At 70.9% G+C, this 24,324-nt stretch carries 23 protein-coding genes; 10 read left to right on the top strand and 13 right to left on the bottom strand.

Translation table 11 applies throughout. From position 1 onward, the window contains the following. Positions 1-121 precede the first annotated feature (121 nt). Positions 122-826 (bottom strand): hydrogen peroxide-dependent heme synthase, encoded by a 705-nt coding sequence (gene hemQ, locus AC3RXY_RS01115; RefSeq protein ID WP_491509035.1) that lies wholly within the window; start codon positions 824-826, stop codon positions 122-124. Between the two features lie 53 nt (positions 827-879). After that, positions 880-1,995, bottom strand: coding sequence for a ferrochelatase (locus AC3RXY_RS01110; protein WP_491509034.1), 1,116 nt, complete (start codon positions 1,993-1,995; stop codon positions 880-882). Positions 1,996-2,250: 255 nt separating this feature from the next. Here AC3RXY_RS01110 and AC3RXY_RS01105 point away from each other — a divergent pair, with 255 nt between their 5' ends. The 4 genes from AC3RXY_RS01105 (at position 2,251) to AC3RXY_RS01090 (ending at position 5,934) form a co-directional block, all read left to right on the top strand. Further along, the gene (locus AC3RXY_RS01105) at positions 2,251-3,258 is read left to right on the top strand and encodes a FecCD family ABC transporter permease (RefSeq protein ID WP_491509033.1); all 1,008 of its coding nucleotides are present in this window, start codon (positions 2,251-2,253) and stop codon (positions 3,256-3,258) included. Then, positions 3,255-4,061, top strand: a complete 807-nt coding sequence (locus AC3RXY_RS01100; RefSeq protein WP_491509032.1) for an ABC transporter ATP-binding protein — start codon at positions 3,255-3,257, stop codon at positions 4,059-4,061. Before AC3RXY_RS01105 ends, AC3RXY_RS01100 begins: the two co-directional genes overlap by 4 nt. After that, positions 4,058-5,068, top strand: a complete 1,011-nt coding sequence (locus AC3RXY_RS01095) for an ABC transporter substrate-binding protein (RefSeq protein WP_491509031.1) — start codon at positions 4,058-4,060, stop codon at positions 5,066-5,068. Before AC3RXY_RS01100 ends, AC3RXY_RS01095 begins: the two co-directional genes overlap by 4 nt. A gap of 71 nt (positions 5,069-5,139) precedes the next feature. Further along, positions 5,140-5,934: a FadR/GntR family transcriptional regulator gene (locus tag AC3RXY_RS01090; RefSeq protein WP_491509030.1), complete on the top strand. Its 795-nt coding sequence runs from the start codon at positions 5,140-5,142 to the stop codon at positions 5,932-5,934. Positions 5,935-5,986: 52 nt separating this feature from the next. Here AC3RXY_RS01090 and AC3RXY_RS01085 read toward each other — a convergent pair whose 3' ends face one another. From AC3RXY_RS01085 to AC3RXY_RS01065, 5 genes are all read right to left on the bottom strand, one after another. Beyond that, a complete protein-coding gene (locus AC3RXY_RS01085; RefSeq protein ID WP_491509029.1) occupies positions 5,987-6,550 on the bottom strand; it encodes a TetR-like C-terminal domain-containing protein in 564 nt (187 codons plus the stop codon). Continuing rightward, positions 6,543-7,355: an alpha/beta fold hydrolase gene (locus AC3RXY_RS01080; RefSeq protein WP_491509028.1), complete on the bottom strand. Its 813-nt coding sequence runs from the start codon at positions 7,353-7,355 to the stop codon at positions 6,543-6,545. Before AC3RXY_RS01080 ends, AC3RXY_RS01085 begins: the two co-directional genes overlap by 8 nt. Before the next feature lie 81 nt (positions 7,356-7,436). Next, positions 7,437-8,330, bottom strand: a complete 894-nt coding sequence (locus AC3RXY_RS01075; protein WP_491509027.1) for a hypothetical protein — start codon at positions 8,328-8,330, stop codon at positions 7,437-7,439. 108 nt (positions 8,331-8,438) lie between these two features. Further along, positions 8,439-9,665 (bottom strand): serine hydrolase domain-containing protein, encoded by a 1,227-nt coding sequence (locus tag AC3RXY_RS01070; RefSeq protein WP_491509026.1) that lies wholly within the window; start codon positions 9,663-9,665, stop codon positions 8,439-8,441. Between the two features lie 81 nt (positions 9,666-9,746). Then, the gene (locus tag AC3RXY_RS01065) at positions 9,747-11,525 is read right to left on the bottom strand and encodes a 2-isopropylmalate synthase (protein ID WP_491509394.1); all 1,779 of its coding nucleotides are present in this window, start codon (positions 11,523-11,525) and stop codon (positions 9,747-9,749) included. Positions 11,526-11,700: 175 nt separating this feature from the next. Between AC3RXY_RS01065 and AC3RXY_RS01060 the strand changes: the two genes are divergently transcribed. Then, positions 11,701-12,372: a FadR/GntR family transcriptional regulator gene (locus tag AC3RXY_RS01060; RefSeq protein ID WP_491509025.1), complete on the top strand. Its 672-nt coding sequence runs from the start codon at positions 11,701-11,703 to the stop codon at positions 12,370-12,372. A gap of 219 nt (positions 12,373-12,591) precedes the next feature. Here the strand turns inward: AC3RXY_RS01060 and AC3RXY_RS01055 are convergent, their stop codons facing one another. The 4 genes from AC3RXY_RS01055 to AC3RXY_RS01040 form a co-directional block, all read right to left on the bottom strand. Further along, positions 12,592-13,374 (bottom strand): alpha/beta fold hydrolase, encoded by a 783-nt coding sequence (locus AC3RXY_RS01055; protein ID WP_491509024.1) that lies wholly within the window; start codon positions 13,372-13,374, stop codon positions 12,592-12,594. Between the two features lie 77 nt (positions 13,375-13,451). Beyond that, complete coding sequence (locus tag AC3RXY_RS01050; protein WP_491509023.1) at positions 13,452-15,161, bottom strand: thiamine pyrophosphate-binding protein; 1,710 nt, start codon at positions 15,159-15,161, stop codon at positions 13,452-13,454. Further along, a complete protein-coding gene (locus AC3RXY_RS01045; RefSeq protein ID WP_491509022.1) occupies positions 15,158-15,937 on the bottom strand; it encodes a cyclase family protein in 780 nt (259 codons plus the stop codon). The genes AC3RXY_RS01050 and AC3RXY_RS01045 overlap by 4 nt, the downstream gene beginning before the upstream one ends. 274 nt (positions 15,938-16,211) lie before the next feature. Further along, positions 16,212-17,207: an AraC family transcriptional regulator gene (locus AC3RXY_RS01040; RefSeq protein WP_491509021.1), complete on the bottom strand. Its 996-nt coding sequence runs from the start codon at positions 17,205-17,207 to the stop codon at positions 16,212-16,214. 172 nt (positions 17,208-17,379) lie between these two features. Here AC3RXY_RS01040 and AC3RXY_RS01035 point away from each other — a divergent pair, with 172 nt between their 5' ends. From AC3RXY_RS01035 to AC3RXY_RS01015, 5 genes are all read left to right on the top strand, one after another. Next, positions 17,380-18,216, top strand: a complete 837-nt coding sequence (locus AC3RXY_RS01035) for an SDR family oxidoreductase (protein WP_491509020.1) — start codon at positions 17,380-17,382, stop codon at positions 18,214-18,216. Between the two features lie 31 nt (positions 18,217-18,247). Continuing rightward, positions 18,248-19,492, top strand: coding sequence for a styrene monooxygenase/indole monooxygenase family protein (locus AC3RXY_RS01030; protein WP_491509019.1), 1,245 nt, complete (start codon positions 18,248-18,250; stop codon positions 19,490-19,492). Next, a complete protein-coding gene (locus AC3RXY_RS01025; RefSeq protein WP_491509018.1) occupies positions 19,489-20,007 on the top strand; it encodes a flavin reductase family protein in 519 nt (172 codons plus the stop codon). The genes AC3RXY_RS01030 and AC3RXY_RS01025 overlap by 4 nt, the downstream gene beginning before the upstream one ends. Before the next feature lie 39 nt (positions 20,008-20,046). After that, positions 20,047-21,633: a phytoene desaturase family protein gene (locus tag AC3RXY_RS01020; RefSeq protein WP_491509017.1), complete on the top strand. Its 1,587-nt coding sequence runs from the start codon at positions 20,047-20,049 to the stop codon at positions 21,631-21,633. A gap of 390 nt (positions 21,634-22,023) precedes the next feature. Then, positions 22,024-22,974 carry a PaaX family transcriptional regulator gene (locus AC3RXY_RS01015; RefSeq protein ID WP_491509016.1) on the top strand — a complete coding sequence of 317 codons (951 nt, stop codon included), beginning with the start codon at positions 22,024-22,026 and terminating at the stop codon, positions 22,972-22,974. Positions 22,975-23,121: 147 nt separating this feature from the next. Here the strand turns inward: AC3RXY_RS01015 and AC3RXY_RS01010 are convergent, their stop codons facing one another. Together AC3RXY_RS01010 and AC3RXY_RS01005 are read right to left on the bottom strand one after the other, a co-directional pair. Continuing rightward, positions 23,122-23,685 (bottom strand): NADPH-dependent FMN reductase, encoded by a 564-nt coding sequence (locus AC3RXY_RS01010; RefSeq protein ID WP_491509015.1) that lies wholly within the window; start codon positions 23,683-23,685, stop codon positions 23,122-23,124. Between the two features lie 100 nt (positions 23,686-23,785). Continuing rightward, complete coding sequence (locus tag AC3RXY_RS01005; RefSeq protein WP_491509014.1) at positions 23,786-24,247, bottom strand: MarR family winged helix-turn-helix transcriptional regulator; 462 nt, start codon at positions 24,245-24,247, stop codon at positions 23,786-23,788. Positions 24,248-24,324 lie beyond the last annotated feature (77 nt).

Genomic DNA, 24,324 nt, shown 5'->3' with positions numbered 1-24,324 from the left:
CCCGCGCACGCCCCCCGCGGCCGACCGGTGATGAGCCGGGCCGTATCGTGGTCGGCCTCGCCGGACGCAGACGCGAACGGGGCGGACCCCCGAAGGAGAACGCCCCGTTCGCATCGTGCGGTCAGGCGGGAAGCACGCGGCTCAGCAGCTCCACGGCCTCGACGCGCGGTCCGGTGAAGAACGGCGTCTCCTCGATCACGTGCCTGCGGGCGCCCGTGGCGCGCAGGTCGCGCATCATGTCGACGAGGCGGACCAGCTCATTCGACTCGAAAGAGAGCAGCCACTCGTAGTCGCCCAGTGCGAAGGACGAGACCGTGTTGGCGAGGACGTCGCCGTAGCCGCGCGCGGCCATGCCGTGTTCGCGCAGCAGGTGGCTGCGCTCGTCGTCCGGCAGCAGATACCACTCGCGGCTGCGCACGAAGGGGTAGACGCAGATGTAACCGAGAGGTGCGTCTCCGGCGAGGAACGCGGGCACGTGGGCCCGGTTGAACTCGGCGGCGCGGTGCACGCCGACGGAGGACCACACCGGCTCGAGGCCGCCGTCTGCGGCGTCCAGGACAGCGCGGTAGGCGGCCTGCAGCGGTTCGGTGGACGGGGCATGCCACCAGACCATGATGTCGGCGTCGGCGCGGAAGCCGGACACGTCGTACCAACCGCGGACGGTCAGCCCTTCGATGCCCTCGACCGCCTTCGCGACGGCCGCAGCGCTGCCGGCGCCGCTGCGGGTGGCCGCGAACACCGCGTACATCGTGTAGTTGATCGCGGCGTTGACGGACTCGGCGACCGCCGAGTGGTCGACGTGAGGACGCGCAGCGTCGTCAGACATGTTCTCTCCTGTCGTTGCGGTGGGGGCGGCGGCGGATGCGGTCGCCCGAGACGTCAGTCGGCCGTTCCGGCGATCACCGGGACACCGGTGATCTCGCCGTCGCGCATCCGGCAGCTGCCGGGAGGTGCGACGTCGGGGAACGGGGGAAGAGCGCCGACGACAACGGGCTCGGTGTGCTCTCCGCGTTCGCGCGCGGCGCGCTCGAGGACGAGGTCGACCAGACCCGAGATGAACGCGGGGTGGGTTCCGGCGGTTCCCGCGCGGGCGGCGCTCATGCCGAGCCGGCGCGCGGTCGCCATCGCTTCGACGTCGAGGTCGTAGACCACCTCGATGTGGTCGGAGACGAATCCGATCGGGGCGATGACCACCTTGCGTACGCCGCGGGCGGCGAGGTCGGTGAGGTGGTCGTTGATGTCCGGTTCGAGCCACGGGGTGCGTGGGTCGCCAGATCGGGAGCAGAAGGCCAGTGACGACGTGGGCGTGACGCCGAAGCGCTCGCCCAGCATCCGGTCTATGGTGGCACGTACGTCCTCGTGCTGCTCGGCATAACCCGGGCCGGTGGCCGCGGACCCGCGCTGCATGGCGTCGGGGATGGAATGGGTCGCGTAGACGATGTGCACGTCGTCTGCGCCGCCCTCCAGGGATGCGGCAGCGTCCGCGATGAGCTCCCGGTTGGCTGCGATGAAGCCGGGATCGTTGAAGAAGGGGCGCAGCATGTCGATCTCGATGTCGTCCTCGCCGAGCTCGGCGAGGGCGGCGGACAGATGCTCGCGGTACTGGCGGCTGCCCGAGTAGGAGGCATAGGCGCTGGTGACGAGCGTGAGGAATCGTCTGGCCCCGAAGGCGGCGGCATCGCGCAGGGTGTCGACGGTGTAGGGGTGCCAGTTGCGGTTGCCCCAGACCACCGGCAGGTGGATGCCGCGACGCTCGAACTCGGCGGCCAGCGCGGCGCGCAGAGCACGGTTCTGCTCGTTGATCGGGCTGCGTCCGCCGAAGAGATGGTAGTGCTCGCCGACCTCTTCGAGGCGCTCCTCCGGGATGTTCTTGCCGTGCGTCACATTGCGCAGGAAGGGCACGACATCCGCGGTCCGGTTCGGTCCGCCGAAGGAGCACAGCAGGAGTGCGTCATACGGGGCAGTGAGCTCGGCAGCGGGGTCATGCGGAGTCATAGACACGCTTTCTAACCTATCATCTGATGATAGGGCTTCTTCGTGGCGGGCCCGCGGCAGAGCTCCGCGGGCGGCCCCGGAATCCGGAGCTCGTCGAGGGGGTTCCGCCCGGGTGGCTGTCCCGCCGAAGAGCCCGGGACCCGATCGTCTCGCCACCATCGGCGGAGACTGTCACCCGCGTGCTCGATGAGAGCACGGCGGACGGACGGAGCCCATTCTCGACCATTTCCCTATGCACAACCTCTGAGGAGCGACGTGAGCAGAACGCGGACCGCGGTGGCCTTCGCCGTCGGCACTCTGCTGCTGATCGCGGCGTCCCTCGCCTCGCTGTCGTTGGGGATCGTGCCCATCCCGCCCGGCGCCGTCTGGGGTGCCCTCGTCGACCCGGGCTCCGCGTCTCCCCAGGACGCGGCCGTGGTGTGGTCGATCCGGTTCCCGCGCACGGTGGTCGCCATCCTCGTCGGGGCGGCGCTGGCCACGGTCGGTGCGGTGATGCAGGCGATCCTGCGCAACCCCCTCGCCGAGCCAGGGGTCACCGGCGTCTCGGCGGGAGCCGCGCTGGGTGCTGTCGCCGGGATCGTCCTGGGACTGGCCGGCTCGCTCCAGTGGGGTGTGCCGATCGCGGCCTTCGTCGGCGCCGCCCTGGTCGCGCTCGTGCTGCAGACGGTGCTGCGGACCCGGCGCGACCTGGGGCCGGCGTCGATCATCCTCGTCGGTGTGTCGATCAACTCGCTCGCCGGAGCGGGGATCGCGGTGCTCATCGCCAATGCGCGAGACGATGCGCTCGCCCGCGGTGCGATGTTCTGGCTGGCCGGAGACCTCGAACTGCGGGACTGGAGCCATGCGCTCATCGCGGGCATCCCGATCCTGGCCGGCGTCGCCTATCTGCTCACCCGGATCCGCAGCCTCGACGCCCTCGCCCTCGGGGAGGACGTCGCCGCCACGAGCGGGGTGAACGTGCACCGCGAGCGTCTCGTGCTGCTCCTCGTCGCGTCGCTCGTGACCGGGGCCGCTGTCGCCGTCTCCGGCATCATCAGCTTCGTCGGGCTCGTGGTCCCGCATGCGCTGCGGCTCATCGTCGGGGCTTCGCACGCCCGGATGCTGCCGCTCTCGGCGCTGTGCGGGGCGGTGTTCCTGGTGCTCGCCGACACCGTGGCACGCACGGCGTTCAGCCCGGTCATCCTCCAGACGGGCGTGGTCTGCGCCCTGGTCGGCGCCCCGGTGTTCCTCCTGCTGCTCCTGGCGAAGGGAAAGAACGCATGACGCTCCCTCGCGTGGCGGCGGCGTCGCATCAGGGCACGGCGCTCACGCTCGACGGCGTGCGTGCCATCCGCGGCGGACGGGCCCTGAGCCGTCCCGTCGACCTGCGGCTCGAGCCCGGCGCCGTGCTCGGCCTGGTCGGGCCCAACGGCGCAGGCAAGTCCTCCCTGCTCGCCGCGATCGCGCACACCGGCATCCGCTTCGACGGCGCCATCCGCTACGGCGCACACGACCTCTCGACCAGGGGAGCGCGCCGCCGGGCGGCGATCCTCGCCCTGCTCGCCCAGGACAGCCGCGCCCCCGAGGAGCTGCGGGTGCGCGAGCTGGTCGCCGTCGGAGCGCGCGCATCCGCGGACGGCGGCGACCCGGATGCTGCGCTGGATGCCCTCGGCATCCTGCATCTGGCGGATCGCCGCTGCGCCACCCTCTCCGGCGGTCAGCGGCAGCTCGCGCAGCTCGCCCGCGTGCTCGCCCAGAACACGCCGGTCGTGGTGCTCGACGAGCCGACGTCCGCCCTCGACATCACCCATCAGGGCGTCGTGGAACGGGTCGTCCGGAGCCTCGGAGACGCCGGACGCATCGTGATCATCGCGGTGCACGATCTCAGCCTCGCGCTCAACGCCTGCACAGAGGTCATGCTCCTCGACGGTGCGGGCGGCTATCATCACGGCTCGCCCGCCGACGTCCTGCGCACCGACCTCGTGCACGACGTCTACGGCGTGCGCACCACCATCCATGTCACCCCCGGCGGCCGCAGCTTCCTCACCCCGGCAGACGACATCCCGCACCGATTGGACCTCGCATGACCCGTCTTCGCCTCGCCGCCGTCGCCCTCGCCGTCGTCGCCGTGCTCGGACTCCCGGGGTGCGCGACGTCCGCATCCGCGCCGGCGTCGATCGCGGCCAGCGCAACGCCCGCACAGACCCCGGACGAGGAGGACGGCGCGTTCCCGCGTACCGTCGCCGTGCCGGCCGGGGCGGGCGGGGATGCCTATGACCTCACGATCGCCGCGGAGCCGCAGCGCATCGCGGCACTCACCTATGAGACCGCCGAGGCGGTGGCCGCCCTCGGGCTCGGCGACCGGCTCGTGGTCGTGCCGGCCGCGGTGCAGAACCCTGTGCTCAGCCACCATGCCGACCAGATGGCCGAGGTGGAGACCACCGTTCCGATGGAGAGCGAGACGGACCCGGAGGTGATCCTCTCGCTCGCGCCGGATCTGGTGCTGCTGAGTCCGCGGCACGGGCTGGACTCCGGTGTGGGGAAGGCGCTCACTCAGGCCGGCGTTCCCGTGCTGCAGCTGCCGAACCTGTGGGCGACGCCAGACGACCTCATCGCGAATGTGGGCCTGATCGGAGCGGCGATCGGCGCCGACGATGCCGCCGCTGCGCTCACCGAGGAGATCCGCGCCGGCCTGCAGCCGGCGGCGGACGCCGGGAAGCGCCCGCGCGTCCTGGTGCTGAGCAATCAGGCCGGGCGGCCCTTCGTCACAGCGGGAGCTGCTTTCCCTCTCGCGCTCCTCGGCCTGGCCGGAGGGGCGGATGCGAGCGCGGAGCTGGGTCTGGAGCGGACCGGGCCCATCACCGCGGAGCAAGTCGTCCAGGCGGCGCCGGACGGCATTCTGCTCATCGACATGAACGGCTCCGGCGACCGTCTGTTCGCAGAACTGCTCGCCAACCCCGCCGTCGCCGGCATCTCCGCCGTCGCGGAGGATCGGCTGCTTCTCGTCGAGGGGCGGCAGGTGCAGGCACTGGGACTCGGGGGCACGGTGGCCGGACTCGACGAGCTCAGCGCATGGGTGGCGGGGCTGCGGTGACCGCGCCCGCACGAGGGCGTGTGGTTGGATGCGAACAGGACCCATCGATCCCCGGCGAAGGAGACGAGGAAGTGAACGACATCATGGACCCGGCGACGCGGGACACGATGCCCGGTGTCACGGCGACGGGCACGGTGCTCGCGCGCAGCACGCTCGCGACGCTGCGCGAGAGGATCTCATCGGGGGAGTGGGGCGTCGGCGCCCGCATCCCCACGGAACCGGAGCTGAGCGCCCTGCTGGGGGTCGGCCGGTCCACCATCCGGGAGGCGGTGCGCTCGCTCGCCACCCTCGGCATGGTCGAGACCAAGCGCGCCCACGGCACCTATGTCACCTCGGCCACTCCGGCACCCGGCCTCCTCGCCAACGCCATGTCGGTGTACGAACCGGCGGAGCTGGTGGGTATGCGCCGCGCACTCGACGTCGAGGCGGCTCAGGCCGCGGCCGCGCGCTGGACCGAGAGCGATCTCGCCCTCCTGGAGCGCGCTCTGCTGGAGGACACCGAGCACGTGCGCGGCGGCGGGACCGGCGTCTGCGGCTGCGTGCGGTTCCACGCCGCGGTGGTCCAGGCCGCCGGCAATCGCCTGCTCGCCGATCTCCACGCGAGCCTCGTCGCCGCTCTGCAGGCCTCCGGTCTCGCGGAGGAGATCGTCGCCGCGCAGGACGAGGCGGTGCGGATCTCGGAGCACGATCGCATCTTCGTCTCCATCCGCGCACGTGAGCCAGGGGCGGCAGCGCACCACATGGCCGTGCACGCCGATGCCGCGCTGCGCGGCATCACCCATGCCCCGGCGGTGACCGACCTCACGGTGCTCGCCCAGGCGGCGCGGTCCGGCACGATGCCTGGGCACCATCGCGGCGTCGCCTGAGCGGCGACGCGAACGGCGGCGGCTCCGCGGGGCGGGTGAGCGGGCGCGGCGGTCAGGCGCGCCAGGTGGCGAACGCCGTGTCGAGGGCGTCGACGATCCGCGCCAGGGAGGCGTCGACGGCGCGCGCCTGCCGGAATCCGCCGCTCTGTTCGAGCGTGAGGAAGCCGTGCAGAGTTGATCGCAGCATCCGTACCGCATCGGTGAGATCGTCGTCCGCGAGCGGATAGGCCCGCAGTGTCGCAGCGATGACGTCGAGGAGGGTGCCCGCGGCCTCCTGCCCGGCGGCGTCGTCGGGCTCCGGGGCGATCTGCAGGGCGGCGTACCGGCCGGGGTGGTGTGCAGCCCAGTCGCGCAGCCCTGTGGCGAGGGCATGCAGCGCGGCCCGCCCGGCCAGCCCGGTGCACGTGGTGCCGAGCGTCGCGGCGAGGTCGTGTGCGGCGTCCCGGGCGATGGCCCGGCGCAGGTCGTCTGCATCCGCCACGTGCCGGTAGACCCCCGGCGGGGCGATCCCCAGCGCGCGGCCGAGCCGCGTGATCGTGAGGGCTTCGAGGCCGATCTCGTCGGCCAGGACGGCGGCCCGGGCGACGACGGCGGCGCGACTCAGCCGCTCAGCCACGGTGCACCTCGTCGTCCAGGAAGGCGAGGACCTCGGCGAGCACGGCGTCGGGTTGCTCGCCCATCGGATAGTGCCCGGCGCCGGGGATCATCCGGTATCGTCCGGTCAGGGCGTCTGCGATCCAGCGGGCTTCGGCCTCCGGGTCGGCGAAATCGCGGTCGCGGTCGCCCATGAGCACCAGCGCCGGTGCCGCGACCCCGGGCAGCGCGGCCTCGGCGGGCGCGTGCCTGGTGCGCGTGGTCTTCTGGAACGCGCGCCAGCGCCCGGGCCGTCGGAGCAGCGCGTCTGCTGCTCTGACATGGGCCTCGTGGTCTGCCGGGCGCTCCGCGCCGAACAGCGATGCGTAGTAGCTCCGCCAGACCGCGCGCCCCCACGGGCGCGTGAGGGCGATCCGGAGCAGCAGCCGCGCGATCGGCGTCGCATGGTCGCGAACGAACGGGCCGATGAGCACGATTCCTGCGATGGCCTCCGGGCGCTCGGACGCGGCGATCACGGCGGCGGCGGCGCCCATCGAGCTGCCCACCAGCACGGCGCGGCGCTCACCGAGGGCGTCGATCACGGCCAGGGCGTCGCCGGCCGCGGCCGGGTCGTCGTACGCGTCGAAGGAGGTCGTGCTGTCGCCGTGACCGCGCAGATCCAGAGCGGCGGCGCGGTGACCGGCGGCGGCGAGCCCGGGGAGCAGATGGCGGTAGGCGGCCCGCGACTCGCCCATGCCCGGGAGGCACAGGATGAGCGGACCGGCGCCGAGCGTCTCCACGGCGATGCTGCCCCGGCCTCGGTCGACGGCCATGATGTTACGGTCCATAGACATATGTTATGCAACGTAACATCATTTGTCGAGGGGGGCGCGATGGCCTGGCCCAGCACTGCCGGGGCGCCGGGGGGCTCAGGTGAACGCGCCCGCGACACGCAGGCGCGGCGAGACCCGGATCCGCAGGTCCGTGAGCTCCGGCCCGTCGGATCCGCCGCCGAGCAGGTCGCGCAGCGGGATCGGCTCGGCCAGGCTGCGCCGCAGGGTACCGCGTCCGGCCAGCATGGCCGCGGCCACGAGGGGGTTGCGGCTCGACATGCGTGCACCGGCGATGCGCAGCGCGGTGGGTCCGCCGTTCTCGGCGAGCACCGAGACCGTCGCCTGGAAACGCCCGGACAGCGGCAGCACCCGCCACCGGCCGGCAGCGCGGACGCTCACCACGATCTCCTGCGGCCCCTGCTGGTGCAGATCGACCGCGAGCCGGCGCACCCGGATGCCCGCGCTCCGGGCTTCGCGGTCGACCCGGCGCCGGAGCGCATCGACAAGCGGGTCGAGATCGGTCTCGATCCGGAAGGTGCCGTGCGGTCGCGTGGCGTGCATGTCGACACCCACGAGCGTGTCCTCCGCCATCAGCCAGGAGAACGCGAGCTCGTGCAGGCGCGTCTCGATGTCGATGCTCGCCCGCTCCCATCGCACCCGGCTGGCGTGCAGTGTCAGCTCGCGCAGCACGGCGGGTACGACGGTCGTGGCCGCTGGCGCCGGCACGTCAGATGCGGGGGCGGGCTTGGCGGACTCATTCTCCGCGCTCCAGAGCTCGTCCAGGCGAAGTCGCGTGGCGGTGAGTGCGAGGCGTGCGACGTCATCGCCGTCCATCTCGGCCTGGACATCGATCGCGCGCTGCATCCGCTCGGAGATGCCCGCGAGTCCGAGAGCATCGCGAATCAGGGCGGCCAGATCCGCGCCCGTCGCCGGACGTCTGCGGCGCAGCCGCACGGGGAGCCAGGCGAGGCCGTCCTCGGAGGTGGACACCCCGCCAGCCTAGGCCGAGGCTTCTGGCCATGACCGCCCGCGACCGATGCGCGCGACGAGATCGACACGGCCGGCCGGCCGGCATCGGTGCCCGGTGGGTGCTCCCGCTCAGCGTCGGGCGAAATGCTCGCCCAGGGCGCAGAACGCGGCGAAGCACTCGGCGTCGCGCGGCAGGTCGTCTGCGCTGGGCCACGCTCCGGTGTGCACCACGACCAGCCGTGCGTCCGGATCCGTCCACAGATACTGCCCGTGCACCCCGCGCCCGGTGACGATCCCCGGCCGGGCATCGGCCAGCCACCACTGGGTCGCGTATCCGTAGTGCGCAGCGTCACCGGCGTCCACGAAGGAGCCCACCCGCTGATCGGGGTGGGGGGCGACGCGGCACCGGGCGATCCAGCGGCTCGGCACGATCTGCGCGTCACCCCAGCGCCCTTCGTCGAGGAACAGTTGACCGACGCGAGCGAGGTCGCGCGGGGTGGCGTTGAGCGAGCCGCCGCCGAGCGCCGTGCGCGGTCGACCGCGGGTGAGGAAGTAGAACGCGTCTGTCTCCGCGCCGATCGGGGTCCACAGCCGTCGCGATGCCCAGTCCGCGATCGTCGTATCCGTCGCGCGCTCGAGCATCAATCCCAGCACGTGGGTGTCGATCGTGGAGTAGTTGTATGCGGCGCCGGGTGCCCCCGCCTGCTCCGCGGTGCGCAGCACCTCGAGCACGGAGCCTCCGCCGGTCACGGCGCGCTCGAAGCGGTTGATCAGGGCGTCCGGGATGGTCCAGTCCTCCGGGCCGCCCACGCCGCTGCGCATCTGCAGCAGGTCGTCGACCGTCGCGGTGGCGAACGGGCTGTCGGCGAGCTCCGGCACGACCTGGCCGACGGTGTCGTCGAGGTTGAGGAGCCCCTCGCCGTGCGCGATCCCCACCAGCAGCGAGGTGACCGATTTGGTGAGGGAGAACTGCTGGAACCGCCGTCGCGGGTTCGCGAAGGCGCCCGGGTAGTCCTCGAACACCACGACGCCGTCCTGCACGATCACAAGGGAGGTCGTGTGCACGGCGCGGTACAGGTCCGCCAGCGCGCGCGAACGGCCCTCGAAGGTGTAGCGGAACCCGTGGAGGTCGGTCGGTGCGCCGATCCACGGGCGCGGAGCGCGGGCGGGGACGGCCTCGGTCGGCATCAGCGCGTCCATGTGGGTGAACGTCCACTCGTTCACCGGTCGTCGCATCGCGATCGTGCCCTGGTTGCGCCACAGCCATATGCCTCCCGCAACGAGGCCGGCCGACGCCGCGAGGGCGATCGCGGTGCGGGCGGGGGCGGAGCGAGCGGGGGCGGCTGCGGGGGTCATGGTGCCATCGTGTCAGACCGGGGTCTGGGGCAGGCCGGGGCAGGGCGTGAACGCACCCCGCCCCGGCCTGCCGCGCCGCGCTCAGCGGGCAGCGGCCGTGCGGACCGCGTTGGCCGCGCGGATCACCGCCGCGAGGCTTGCGCCCAGCACGGATCGCTGCTGCCCGGCCGCCCACGCGGCTTCCGCCCCGGGGGTGCGGTACTCGAGCAGGGTGAGCGCGTCGGAGTCGCTGCCCGTGCCGATCGCCGTCTGATGCAGGCCGAGGACCTCGATGCCGACGCCGTGCGGCTCCAGCGCTGAGACGAGCGCCTCCACCGGGCCGATGCCGGTGTGCTCCGAGGTGTGCTGCACCCCGTCGACGCGCAGTGCGATGCGGGTGCGTGCCGCGTCGTCATCGATGGCGGTCTCATAGCCGATCAGCGACACGTCATCGCCGCTGTCCGCGAGGTATGCGTCGGCGAACGCCTGCCAGAGCTCGGCAGCCGTGGCCTCCCCGCCGCTCGCATCCGTGCGCTGCTGCACGCGCCGGGCGAAGTCGATCTGCAGCCGCCGCGGCAGCTCCACACCGTGCTCGGTCTCCAGCAGGTAGGCGATCCCGCCCTTGCCGGACTGCGAGTTCACGCGGATCACCGCATCGTAGGTGCGCCCGATGTCGGCGGGGTCGATCGGGAGATACGGCACGTGCCACGGAATCTCGCCTTCTGTGCGGCCCAGCGCTGCCGCGCGGCCGCGATGCTCCGCGAAGCCCTTGCGGATGGCGTCCTGGTGGGTGCCGCTGAAGGCGGTGTGCACCAGGTCCCCGACGTAGGGATGCCGGGGGTGCACCTCGATCCGGTTGCAGTGCTCGACCGTGCGGCGGATCTCATCGATGTCGGAGAAGTCGATCATCGGGTCCACGCCCTGCGCGTGGAGGTTCAGCGCCAGGGTCGCGATGTCGACGTTGCCGGTGCGCTCGCCGTTTCCGAAGATGCACCCCTCAACGCGTTGCGCGCCGGCCAGCACCGCGAGCTCCGCGCAGGCGATGCCGGTGCCACGGTCGTTGTGCGGATGCACGGAGAGGATCACGCCGTCGCGCCGCGCGAGGTTCCGGTGCATGTACTCGATCTGGTCGGCGTAGACGTTCGGCGTGGCGACCTCGACCGTGGCCGGCAGGTTGACGATCACCGGGCGCTCCGGGCGGGCGTCCCACAGTGCGGTCATCGCGTCGCAGACCTCGAGCGCGAAGTCGGGCTCTGTGAGGTTGAACACCTCGGGGGAGAACTCGAATCGGACATTCGGAAGATCCCCGGCGAACGCGAGCACGTCGCGGCCGCCCTGCAGGATCAGCTCACGCAGCTCGGCGCGGTCCTTGCCGAGCACCATGCTCCGCCAGGTCGGCGCTGTCGCGGTGTACATGTGGATGACGACCTCGTTGCGGATGCCGGCGATGGACGCCACGGTCCGCTCGATCAGGTCGCGTCGCGCCGGGGTGAACACCACGATCGTGACATCGTCGGGGGCGATGTCGGTCTCGGCGATCAGGCGGACGAAGTCGAAGTCGGTCTGCGAGGCAGAGGGGTAGCCCACCTCGATCTCTTTGTAGCCCATGCGGACCATGAGCTCGAAGAAACGACGTTTGCGGGCCGGATCCATCGGTTCGGCGAGAGCCTGATTGCCGTCCCGGAGGTCGACCGGCACCCAGAGCGGTGCTGCCGTGAGGCGGCGTGACGGCCAGTTCCGTTCGGTGAGCGGCACGTCGACGCGGGAGTAGACGTCGGCGTAGCGGTGGGACGGCATCTGCGAGCCGCGCTGGCGGTTCCAGGCGGGAGCGTGCGCGGGTACGGGGCCGGCGGGGGACGAGATGCGGGCGAAGGGTGTCATGGTCATGTCGTGCGTTCTCTCTTCGAGGTCGTTGGACCGGCGCGGGCGACGACTCCACGACGGGGAGCCGGTCTGATCAGGCCCCGCCGTGGCGACGAAGGAGAAGGAACACGTGAGCGAGCACGGCTAGAATGTAGCACAACTCCTCAGACAAGTAGAGAAGCGGAGAGGCGAGATGGCTCAGATCAGACGTGCACCGCTGGCCGACCAGGCGGCCGAGCTGCTGCTCGAGCGCATCCGTGCCGGCGAATGGGCGCTGGGGGAGCGGCTCCCGGGCGAGACCACGCTGGCCCCGCAGCTGGGCGTGGGCCGTTCGACGGTGCGCGAGGCCATCCGGCAGCTCGCGGGCCGGGGCGTGCTGGCGTCGCGCCAGGGCTCCGGCGTCTTCGTCACCGCGCTCGATGCCCCCGAGGACTGGGACGCGGTGCTGCGTCGCGCCGACATCATCTCGGTGATCGAGGCGCGCATCGCGATCGAGACCGAGGCGGCGGCCCTGGCCGCGGCGCGCAGGACGCCGGCCGACCTGCGCGGCATCCGGCGTGCGCTCGCCGTGCGCGCGGGTGCCGCTGCCGCGGGCGGGGCGGCGTATGTCGACGCGGATATGGCGTTCCACCGTGCGGTCGTGGCGGCGGCGCACAACCCGGTGCTGGTCGAGCTCTTCGACAGCTTCACGCCGCGCCTGCGCGACGCGATGGTCGACATGCTCCGCATCCGTCGTCCGCGCCATGCCCACGACGATCAGGATGCGCACATCGATCTCGCCGACGCGATCGCGGCCCGTCACGCGGAGGCAGCCGCCGACCGCAGCCGCACGCATCTGCTGACCCTCAAGGACGGACTGGCGTGAGCGCGTCGGGCTCGGACGGCGCGTGGGCGCTCACCGGCGCCTCACGCACAACGCAAGATCGCCACGCCGGAGCAGGAACACACACCGCCCGGTCATCCGCCTGACGCACGCAGAAGAGCGGTGGCCATCGCACCGAGACGGCCACGCAGCGGGCCGTGGGCAGGAGCCGCGCATTCTCGTGGTCCTGTCCTCACGGCCGAACCCGGAACACCACGCAGACTACGGAGCGCCGACCCGGGTGAGCCAATCCGTGATGAGCGCACCTGTGAGAACAGGCTGATCCAGATGCAGATTGTGGCCGGCCGCGTCCAGCACGGCGAACGTCGCGCGTGGATAGTGCTCGACATTCCGCCACGCGTCCTCGTACCCGACGACCTGGTCTTGTCGCCCGGTCAGGAACAACGCCGGTTGGGTAAAGCGCCCAGGGGAAGCCCGTTCGGGCTCCTCGTCGAGCGGGTAGCTCTCGGAGATGCGACGCAACGCCAGCTGGTCTGCCGCGGCCAGCCCCGGCTGAACGTGCGAAAAGAACGCCTCGGCGTTCGTGCGGGACTGGACGACGGCCATGTCCGCATACGCAGAGCCGGCGTCCCCGAGTTCTTCCAGGAGGGCAGGATCGGCAGACAGCACGACCTGCTCTGGCACCACCCGTCGGTGGTGAGAGGCGACCATGACCGGGGCGATCACCGCGAGCCCGATCACCTGATCGCGGAAGTCGTGTGCGACACGCCGGGCGATCATCCCGCCGAAGGAATTGCCGATGATGGCGAACGGTTCTGCTCCGACCCGAGAACGCAGCTCGGCCTCCACTGCTGCGACGAGGTCTTCGCTGCTCGATACATCCCCTGCGGGAGACGCGCCGTGGCCGGGGAGGTCGAAGTAAAGCCGTCGCCAGCTCCCCGTGGCATCGATGACCGGGTCCAACGGAAGCAGGAGCCGGTGGTCGACGCCGAAACCATGGAGCAACACCAGGGGGCGGCCCGACCCTCGCTCGACGACATGCATCGATCAAGATTACCGGCGGGCCGGCCCCACCGCCCAGAACGCAACCACCCCGGCCGACGTCGCCCGACCGGGCGGTCTCAGTGGCCCTGGAACGCCTCCTTCAGCCACCAGGAGCCCTGATCGGAGGCGATCTTGGCGTCGATCAGGAACGGAACGGTCGGATCACTGCGTAGCCACTGCGCCACCGGAGCCAGATCGTCCAGACTGCGCACCGTGGTCGCCTGTGCCCCGTACCCGCGGGCGATGGCGGCGATATCGGTCTCCGGAAACTCGACGATGCCGGTGTCGACCGTGGGGTCCTCGGCGGCGAAGTGATGCACTTCGGCGCCGTAGGCGGCATCGTTGTAGACGATCACCAACAGCGGTATCCGCAGCCGGACGGCGGTCTCGAACTCGGCGATCGCCATCAGGAAACCGCCGTCGCCGGTGCCGAGCACGGGAAGGCGGTGCGGTTGTGCGAGTGCTGCGCCGATGGCCGTGGCGAGGCCCAGCCCGATGGACTGGAAGGCCTGGGTGAAGGCGAATCCCTGCTCGTCCGGGACGCGGAGGAACTGGCTCGGGTAACCCATGAAATTGCCGGAGTCGATCGAGACGATCCGCTGCTCCGGGAGCATCTCGTCGAGCGCCAGGGTGAGGTCGCGCGGGTCGATCCGCGTCGTGGTGGACAGGCTCTCGTAGGGAGTGTCCGCCCAGCGGCTCGTCGCGGCGATGGTGGCCGCAACCTCCTCTGTGCGATAACGGGTTCGCGCATCGCCGCGTGCCGCGAGCTCCTTCGTGAGCTCGATCGCGGTCGTCTCGCTGTCGCCGAGGATCCCGAGGTGGATCGGGCGGTTACGACCGAGCGCGGCGTCTTCCACGTCGATCTGAACGACTTTGGCGCTTTCGCCGATGAGGGTGCCGTGTCGCATCGTCCACATGTTCAGGGCGCAGCCGAAACCGAGGATGAGGTCGGCGCTCTGCACCAGGTCCGCGGTCGTGGGCGAGGAGAACCCGCCGGAGATGCCCAGATCGAAGCGATCGCCGGCGAACAGTCCTTTGACGACGGCCGAGGTCGCCACGAGTGCGCCCGCCTGCTCGCCCAGAGCCCGCAGTGCCGGGCCGGCGTGACGGGCGCCGCGTCCGGCGACGATGACGGGCCGCTGCGCGGCCTCGACCAGATCCGCGAGCCGGCGGATGGCCTCGACGCCGGGGCGTACCGCGGCGGGTGGCTCGACGGCAGGCAGTTGATCGAGCAGGGTCGCCGCCACCCGCTCGTGCTGCACATCGAGCGGCAGGTTCAGCACGACGGTCCGGCGTTCGTTCTGCGCGATGCGGAATGCGCGCACCGTGTCGACCAGGGCGGTCGCGGCGCTGTTGACGCGCTCTGGGGTGGCGTACACGCTGTCGGCGAGTGCCGACTGGTCCATGGCGAAGTTCGACTGGACGGCGGCCCGCGCATTCTCCGCGGCCAGCACGAGAACCGGGGTGCGGCTCTTGGCCGCCTCGCCGATGCCGGTGGTCGCGTTGGTCAATCCGCAGCCTTGGTGAACGCTGACCACCGCGACCGTGCCGCTGACCCGGGCATAGGCGTCCGCCGCCGTGGCGGCACCCCCCTCGTGCCGCGTCGCCGTGAACGGAACGCCCGCGGCGCGCAACGCGTTCGTGACCTCGAAGTTGCCCGAGCCCACCACGCCGAACACGTGCCCGGCGCCGAGGCGCGCGACCACGCGGCCGACGAGCTCAGCGACGCTGATCGTGCTCGCAGCATCGGGGGCTTCCGTGGCAGGCCGGATGTCGGTGGCGGTCATGCCTGCGCCTCCACGAGGGCCAGCACGCGCGCCGGACTGCCGGTGCCGCCGACCAGAGGCAGCGGAGCCACCACGATCACGGCGCCCGTGGTGGGCAGTTCGCCGAGATTCTGCAGTGAGGTGATGCCGTACTTGTCGTGACCGAGGAGGTGATAGTGCGCGGGAAATGGAGGATCGAGTTCAGCACCGCGCCCGGCGTCGATGCCGACGGTTTCGACACCGAAACCGGAGATGGGGCGCTCCACGGCGAGCCATTCGGCGAGGCGTGCCGTCACCCCCGGGGTGTGGGAGCCGGTCTCGTCGGCGTTGAGGAATGCTTCTTTGTCCTGCGCGAAGCGGTCCCAGCCCGTGCGGTACAGCAACCAGCCGTTCTCGGGCAGGCGCCCGTGCTCCGCCTCCCACGCCTCGACGTGCTCGATGTCCAGCAGGAAGTCCGGATCGGCGGAGACCTCCGCGCGTTTGTCGATGACCACGGCCGGCCCGACCAGACGGGCAGGCGGAATCTGCGAGACATCGTGCCCCTCGCGACCCGTGATCCAGTGCACCGGCGCATCGATGTGGGTGCCGATGTGTTCGCCGGTGTGAATGTTGTGGTGCTTCCAGAACGGGCCGGGCGCGTCGTACGCGCTCACCTGCTCGAGAGTGAGATCGATGAGGTTGGCAAAGGGCTCCGGCAGGCGCAGGGTCGGCGTCTCCGAAGACAGCGGGTTGGTGAGGTCGACCACGCGCACGGCGCCGGTTGACAGCGCCTTGAGGACGGAAGCGGTGACGGTCATGAATCATCCTTACTCTCACGGCCGGAATGCCGCCTCTGCTCTGAAGCGGCCCCGCGCCTGATGATGGTCGAGTGCGTGCGGATGACACCCGGTCACCCACCAGGCATATGCGTAATCTGTGACGACGGTGTCATGGGCACGATACCAACGGTGCATCTCGACCGCCAGAGGGTCTTAGCACTTCAGGAACCCCTCACCCCAGACGCCACCGAAGACACCGCCCCCTGCCTCAAAAAGGGGGTGATGGTGCCAGATGTGTGCTGCGCCGGACGCCTCACCGGCGCAGCGTCTGCGTCGGCGTCTCCTGGTAGCGGTTGCGATACTCGGCGGAGAAGCGCCCGAGATGCCCGAAGCCGCAGCGTTCGGCGATGGCGGTCACGGTGTCCACGCGCGGGTCGCCGGCGAGCAGCGACCGGTGTGCCCGCCGGAACCGGGCGTCGCGCAGCAGCTCCGAGGGTGTGCGACCGGAGGCGGTGCGAACGTGCTCCTGCAGGGTTCGCAGCGGCACGTTCAGCGAACCCGCGATGTCGACGACGCCGAGATGCTCGTCGATGGCGCGTTCGAGCTGCTCGGAGAAGAGCCGGTGCAGCCGGTCAGCGGGCAGGATCGTCGGGGCCGGGGTGTCCCAGGCGCCGAGCGATTTGCTGACCGAGTTCTCGACGGCGCGAAGCATCTGCACGAGCACGAGATCGGCGGCAAGCGCCCGAGCGTAGCCCCCGGACACGATCGGCGCCTCGAAGCTCTCGTGCAGCTCGAACACGGCCCGCAAGAAGGAACGGCCTTCGCGGGTGTCCAGACGAAGGCTGGGTGCGAGGTGCAGTGCGTCAGGGCGCAGGGCGCCGAACACTCCGGCGGCGACCTTCAGCAGTCGGTCGCGCCGTGCGTACACGATGAGGTGGGGCGTGTTCCGCTCCCACGCCATGACGAAGTCGCGATCGAGCGGCGGCACCGTGGCGAGGTCGGGCGAGGAAAACACCTCCGTGCGGCCGACGGTCATGGTCGCTCGTCCCGACAGGGGGATCTGCACCAGGTGGAAGCTCTCGAGCCCCACCGGCGAGATGCGGACGGGTGCGCCGTAGTCGAGCAGTTCGATCCCGATGCCGATATCGGCGTCGTGCACTGAGCGCAACTGCATCTCCACCGCACCGGTGCGTTCGATCGGGCTCAGCCGATGCTCGCAGAACAGGTCGGTGATCGTGGCGTGAGCAGCATCGATCGCGCGCGCGGTGACGGTGCGCCGTGAGGGGAGCACCTCGGCTGCCCGTGGCATCGCAACGGGAGAGATCAGGGTCAGGGGTTCCTCCTACCGCGCCCGTCTGACATCTGCGTCAGTCGGACATACCTTGCGCCTGGCGGATAGTCGCCGCGGGTGGCAATCAGATTAGCTGTTCGCCAGGCCGCAAGGAAGCGGGCGGGGCACCACGATGGGCCCGGCGTGCGCCATGACGAGCGGCAATCCCATCTACACGATCGGAGGCCCGGATATGGGCATACTCGATGGCAAGGTCGCCGTCGTCACGGGCGGTGCGACCAAGATCGGGCGGGGTGTCGTCGACGTCCTGCGCGGCGAGGGGGCGACCGTCGTCGTCGCCGATATCGATGACGACGGGCTTGCCCAGCTCGCCGCGGACGTGGACGCGCAGCACGTCGACATCACCGATGACGAGCAGGTGCAATCCCTCGTCGACGGGATCCTCGTCCGCCACGGCCGGCTCGACGTCGTGGTGAACCTCGCCGCGACCTATCTCGACGACGGCGCCGACACCTCCCGAGCGGACTGGCTGCGCGCCCTCGACGTCAACCTCGTGAGCGCGGTACGCGTGGTCGCCATCGCACGGCCACACCTGGCCGCATCCGGGAGCGGCGCCGTGGTGAACATCTCGTCGATCTCCTCAGGCGTCGCCCAGACCGGGCGGTGGGTGTATCCGGTCAGCAAGGCCGCGATCGTGCAGCTCACCCGCTTGCAGGCGCTCGATCTGGCGGAGGACGGCATCCGGGTGAACTCGGTGAGCCCGGGATGGACGTGGTCGAACATCATCGAGGAGGTCTCCGGAGGAGACCGGGCGCACGCCGATCGCGTGGCCGCTTCCTTCCACATGCTCGGTCGCCTGGGCGACCCCGCCGAGATCGGCCGGGTGGTCGCCTTCCTCGCCTCGCCGCAGGCGAGTTTCGTCACCGGCGCCGACTGGGCCGCAGACGGCGGCTACTCCGCGCTCGGCCCCGAGCAGCGCGAGCCGCAGATCCCCCGCCTCGCCGAGCGCCCCGACGCAGCGCACTGACCGAACCAGCCTTCGCCTTCAGGAGCCCCCCATGACACAACGCAGCATCACCATCGTCGGCGCCGGTCAGTCCGGCCTGCAGCTGGGCCTCGGCCTGCTGCAGCACGGCTACGCCGTGCGTCTGATCTCCGACCGCACGCCAGAGGAGATCGCCGCGGGCCGCGTCGCCTCCAGCCAGTGCATGTTCCACACCGCGCTGTCCTACGAGCGCGCCGTCGGCGTCGACCTCTGGGACGACGCGCCCTGGGTGGAAGGGATCGGCTTCAGCGTGCCGAACCCCGATCGACCAGGCGAACGCCTGTTCAGCTGGTCCGGCAGGCTCGATGCCCCGGCCCAGTCGATCGACCAGCGCGTGAAGTTCCCCGCGCTCATCGAGCTGTTCGCGTCCCGCGGCGGCGAGGTCGTCTACGAGGAGGCGAGCATCGAGGACCTCGAGCGTTACACGCTCGAGTCCGAACTGGTCATCATCGCCGCAGGCAAGGGCGAGATCGCCCGGCTCTTCGACCGCGACGCCGAACGCTCCACCTTCGACGCCCCGCAGCGCGCCCTCGCCCTCACGTACGTGCACGGGCTGCAGCCGACGCCGGACTTCTCACGGGTGAGCTTCAACCTCGTGCCCGGCGTGGGCGAGTTCTTCGTCTTCCCCACGCTCACGCTCTCCGGCCCCGCCGACATCTTCGTGTTCGAGGGCATTCCCGGCGGCCCCCTCGACCGTTGGGCAGGGCTGACGCCAGAGCAGCACCTCGAGGCCTCGCTCGACTTCCTGCGCGAGTACCTGCCCTGGGAGGCCGAACGGGCCACGGATGTCTCTCTCACCGATGACCTCGGCGTTCTGCAGGGGCGCTTCGCGCCGACGGTGCGCAAACCCGTCGCCGTTCTCCCGTCCGGCCGGACCGTGCTCGGCATCGCGGACGTCGTCGTGCTCAACGACCCGATCACCGGGCAGGGGTCCAACAACGCGTCCAAGTCGGCCCAGAGCTACCTCGACGCGATTCTCGACCACGGCGGTCTGCCTTATGACCGCGCATTCCAGCAGCACGCTTTCGAACGCTACTGGGCGCGCATCAAGCCGGTCGCCGACTGGACGAAAACACTGCTCCGTCCGCCCGCACCGCACGCGCTGAACGTGCTCGCCTCGGCCGCGCAGTACCCCGAGCTCGCGCAGCGTTTCGCCAACGGCTTCGACGACCCTGCCGACTACGGCGACTACTTCCTCGACGCGGAGGGCGCTGAGCGCTATCTGACCGACTTGGCCACGGCGGGGACGCCGGCATGAACGGGCAGGCACAAGCACCGGACACGCGGGACCTGCGGAGCGCCTTCGGGCAGTTCGCGACCGGCGTGACGATCGTCACGGCACTCTCGCTCGAGGGCGAGCCGATCGGCGTGACGGCGAACTCCTTCACCTCGGTCTCGCTCGACCCGCCGCTCCTCCTCTGGTGTCCCGGCAGGCACCTGCACAGCCTGCGACACTTCGAGCAGGCCGGTCACTTCGCCATCAACGTGCTCGCCAGCGAGCAGCACGCGCTCTCCGCACGTTTCTCCTCGGCCGGCACCGACAAGTTCCACGGCGTCGAGACGAGGGAGGGCGTTGGCGGTGTTCCCGTGCTCGCCGGGACGGTGGCGAGCTTCGAGTGCCGGACCGCCGGCCGCCACGAGGCCGGCGACCACATCATCTTCATCGGTGAGGTGGAACGCTACGAGTACCGCATCGCGGCCCCGCTCGTGTTCCACCGCGGCATGTACCACGACACCACCGCGCATCCGACCGTGGCCCAGCGCAAGGACTGAGCGCGTGGAGCACAGGAAGAGCACGAGCGGGGAAGCGCGATGAGGGTCGTCGTCATCGGCGCCGGCATCAACGGCCTGGTCGCCGCAGCCGAGCTGGCACTCGCGGGAAACGAGGTGACGATCGTCGAGCGTGCCGACCGGATCGGCGGGTTCATCGCCTCCGACGAGCGCACCGTGCCGGGTTTCGTGCACGACACCTACTCGTCCTGGCATCCGCTGTTCGTCTCGTCGGCGGCCTACGGGGTGCTCGGCGCGGAGTTGCGGGCCCGGGGCCTCGAGTACGCCAACGCACCGGACGCGGTGACGGCGAGCACCGCCGATGTCGCGGGCGAGCGGCGCACCGTGGTGGCCTATCGCGACCCGGTGAAAACCGCCGAAGGCTTCGCGCTCCGACGTGACACCGATGCGTACCGTGATCTGCTGCAGAACTTCGGAAAGCGTGCAGACGTGGTTTTCGGTGCGCTCGGCGCCGAGCTCGGCTCGACGTCGAATCTGGCGCGCCTGGCGTGGCTGGCGTTGCGCCGGCTGCGACTGCGCAGCGGCGAGGCGTTCATCCGGGATGCGCTCACCAGCGGCCGCGGGCTGCTGCGGCGAACATTCGACGGCTGGGAGCCGGACGCGCTGTGGACCCCGTGGCTGCTGCACGCCGGCCTCGGTCCGGACCACGCCACCGGCGGCATGCTGCTGCCGGTGTTCGCCGGGGCGATCCACGAGTTCGGCCTGCCGGTGGTCGTGGGCGGTGCCGGTAACTTCCTCGCCGCATTCGAGCGGCTGCTCCTCGACCACGGCGTGAAGATCCTCACCGGCGTCGAGGCCGAGACCATCGTGCTCGCGCAGGGCCGCGCGGCGGCGGTGCAGACCTCCTCCGGCGTCATCCCGGCCGATGCGGTGCTCGCGAGCGTGTCGCCCGGCGCGCTCTACGGCACCCTTCTCAAGGACGCGGCCGCCGCGACCGCCCAGCGCATCGCGGCGAAGCAGTACCGGGCAGGAAGGGCGGCGGTCCAGCTCCACCTGGCGCTCGACCGGCCGGTCGGCTGGGAGGACGAACGCCTGCGTGCGGTGCCCCTCGTGCACCTCAGCGACGGTTCCGGCAGCACCGGTGTCGCGGTGGCTCAGGCCGAGGCCGGTCTTCTGCCCTCCTCACCCACGGTCGTCGTCGGCCAACAGCACCTGCTCGACCCGGGTCGTGCGCCGGAGGGGAAAGCCACGCTGTGGTTGCAACTGCAGGAAGCGCCGTTCGCTCCCGTGGGTGATGCCGCTGGCGTCATTGACGTGAGCGGCGGCTGGCAGGACCCGTCGCTGCGCGAGCAGTACCTCGATCGGGTGCTGGACCGGATCGAGGCCTTCGCGCCCGGGCTGCGCTCCAGCGTGCTCGCCTCCGACTTCATCGCCCCGAGCGACCTCGTCGCGGCGAACCCGAACGCGATCGAGGGAGACCCCTACGGCGGGAGCAGCGAGCTCGATCAGAACCTGCGCTGGCGCCCCTTCCCGAACGGCGCCCACCACCGCACACCGATTCCCGGGGTCTGGCATCTGGGCGCCGCCACGCATCCCGGCCCGGGTCTTGGCGCGGGCTCCGGCCACCTCGTGGCACAGCAGGTGCTCGCGACGCGGCGACGGAGATAGCCTGCCAGCGGGGGACCGGCCCGGCTCTGTGCCTCGCGACGTCTTTCGCGACGCACAGAGCCGGTCGGCGCGTCGCTCGTCGGCCGCGGGCCTGCGCCGCCGGGCTGCCGGGTCGGAAGGGGCTCCGCGGTTCCTGGCCGGTTCGCCCCGGCCGCCATCGGTTCGCACCGGCGCGGTGCGCCCACGGCTGGACCCGCCGACCTCGCCGCCGGAGCCCGAGCCCCTGCACGCGCGGTGGGTCGAGGGGCGCGTCGTCGCCACCGACGCGCTCAGGGCCGACGCGCTCAGGGCTGACGCGCTTTTTGTGGCGGCTCGGTGAACGCCGACACGGGCACGCCACAGGTTCCAGCGCTTCCGGCCGCGGGGTGCCGGAACGGCTATCGTGCCCACATGGACGCAACGGCGGCGAAGTCTCGACCACGGGCGACGGGTGCCAGCAGGCCGAGCACGGCGAGGACGGCAGAGAACGGCGATTCCAGCCTGTCGCAGCTCGTCGTCTCCGTGTTCGGCCTCTATGCCAGGGGGGAGAACAACTGGCTCTCTGTCGCGTCTCTCATCGAGCTGACCGGAACGCTCGGTCTTGAGGCGCAGGCCGTCCGATCGGCCGTCTCTCGGCTGAAACGGCGCGGGGTGCTGCTCAGCGAGCGGCGCGAGAACGCCGTGGGATACGCACTGTCCGCATCCGCGCTGGAGACACTCGCGGAAGGCGACGTGCGCATCTTCGAGGCGACTCGGGCGACCGTCGACGACGGCTGGGTGCTTGTCTTGTTCTCGGTGCCGGAGTCGCAGCGCGAGAAGCGGCATACGATCCGCACGACACTCACCCGGCTCGGGTTCGGCACGGCGGCCCCGGGCGTGTGGATCGCTCCGGGAACGCTTGCCGCAGAGACGCGTCGCGCGCTCGAGCGTCAGGAGCTCAGCGAGTACGTCGACCTCTTCCTCTCGCACTACGTTGCACCCCGCGACCTGCGCACGGAGGTTGCCACCTGGTGGGACTTGGACGAACTGGAATCGCTCTCCATCGAGTTCCTGCGCAAGTATCGCCATGCCGGCACGAACCGTGACGGCGGCCCGCTCGACCCCGCCGCGGCCTTCGCCGTCTACGTGCCGATGCTCACCGACTGGCGTCGGCTTCCGTACCGAGATCCAGGACTTCCGCTTTCTCTGCTGCCCGCCGGCTGGAAAGGCGAGGAAGCGGGGCGCGTGTTCGACACCCTCAACATCTCCCTGCGCCCCCTCGCCGCACGACACGCCTCCGCGACGATCCACCGGTCCAGGCTGCCGCGGGTGCGCGCTCGCGCCGAGGCCTCGCCATCCGACGCCGGAGAGCAATCCGGATAGCCAGAGCACCCGGCGGCGGGGCGTGCTGTCGTGCGCGAGGGCACGGCCGAACTCAGGCAGCTGGCAACGCTGAAGCGCCGGGTGCCGCGGTATTCCGCGGCACCCGGCGCTTCAGGGGGTTTTCTGCCTGAGTTCGGTCGGTGGAGCTCAGCCGCGCAGCGGCTGGAGAGCCCCGGCCCAGCGCTCGAGCTGGTCGAACAGGACCTGCGCGGCGGCAGCCTGGTAGTCGCCCGGCGTGAACACCGAGAAGTTCTCGAACTCGGTCAGCAGCGAGAAGGTGAGCGTGGCGCGCACGTCGGCGAGCTGGAGTTCCCCGGCGATGCCACGCAGGTGCTCGATGGCCCGGCCTCCGCCGAGGCTGCCGTAGCCGACGAAGGCGGCGGCCTTGTCGTTCCACTCGGCGTAGAGGTAGTCGATCGCGTTCTTGAGCGCCCCGCTGGTGGAGTGGTTGTACTCCGGGGTCACGAACACGTAGCCGTCGAACGCGCCGATGGTCTCGGCCCACTTCCGGGTGTGCTCGTTCTGGTACTGACCCATCGACGCCGGGATCGGCTCGTCGAGGATCGGCAGCGCGTGGTCGGCGAGATCGACGATCTCGTAGTTCGCCTCGCGGGTGGCGGACTGCTCCAGCACCCAGTCGGCGACGGCCCGGCCGTTGCGGCCGGGGCGGGTGCTGCCGACGATGATGGCGATGCGGAGGTCGCTGGTCATGTGTTTCCTTTCGGGGCTCGTGGCCCGTGCTCTGTTGTGTGTCTCGGGATACCGTGCGGGTGCGATCGTGCCGTGGCGCGCGGTGGTCGGGGGAAAAGGCTCAGGGCTCCGCGGGGCGGTCGAGGACCTCATCGAGGTGGGCGCGCAGCGCGTGCGTCGTCTCGGCGACCGCATCCAGCTGCGCGGGGGTGAACGCGGAGATGAACAGCTCGCGCACATCGCGCAGGTGCGGAACGGAGCCGCGGCGGAACAGCCGCAGGCCCTCGTCGGTCAGCACCACCAGCGATCCGCGGCTGTCCTCGGCGCACTTCCTCCGGCAGATCAGTCCGCGCTTCTCCATGCGCCCCAGGTGGTGCGAGAGGCGGCTGCGGTCCCAGTCGATGCGTGCCGCGAGGTCGGACGAGCGCAGGGTGCGATGCTCGGCCTCGCTGAGGGCGAGCATGACCGAGTAGTCGCCGCCGGAGAGGCCGGCGGCCTGCATGCGCCGGTCCATCGCGCCGCGCAGGAGATAGGACGTCTCGATGAACGAACGCCACACCCGCAGCTCCTCGCTGGAGGGCATCGGGCGCTTCTTCGTGCGATCGAACAACGTCACCTCCAGGGGTCGGTTTCTCGGGTAGTTGACGTATCAACCATATG

The sequence above is a fragment of the Microbacterium longlingense genome (assembly GCF_058349825.2).
This window is presented reverse-complemented; position numbering and strand designations above follow the sequence as displayed.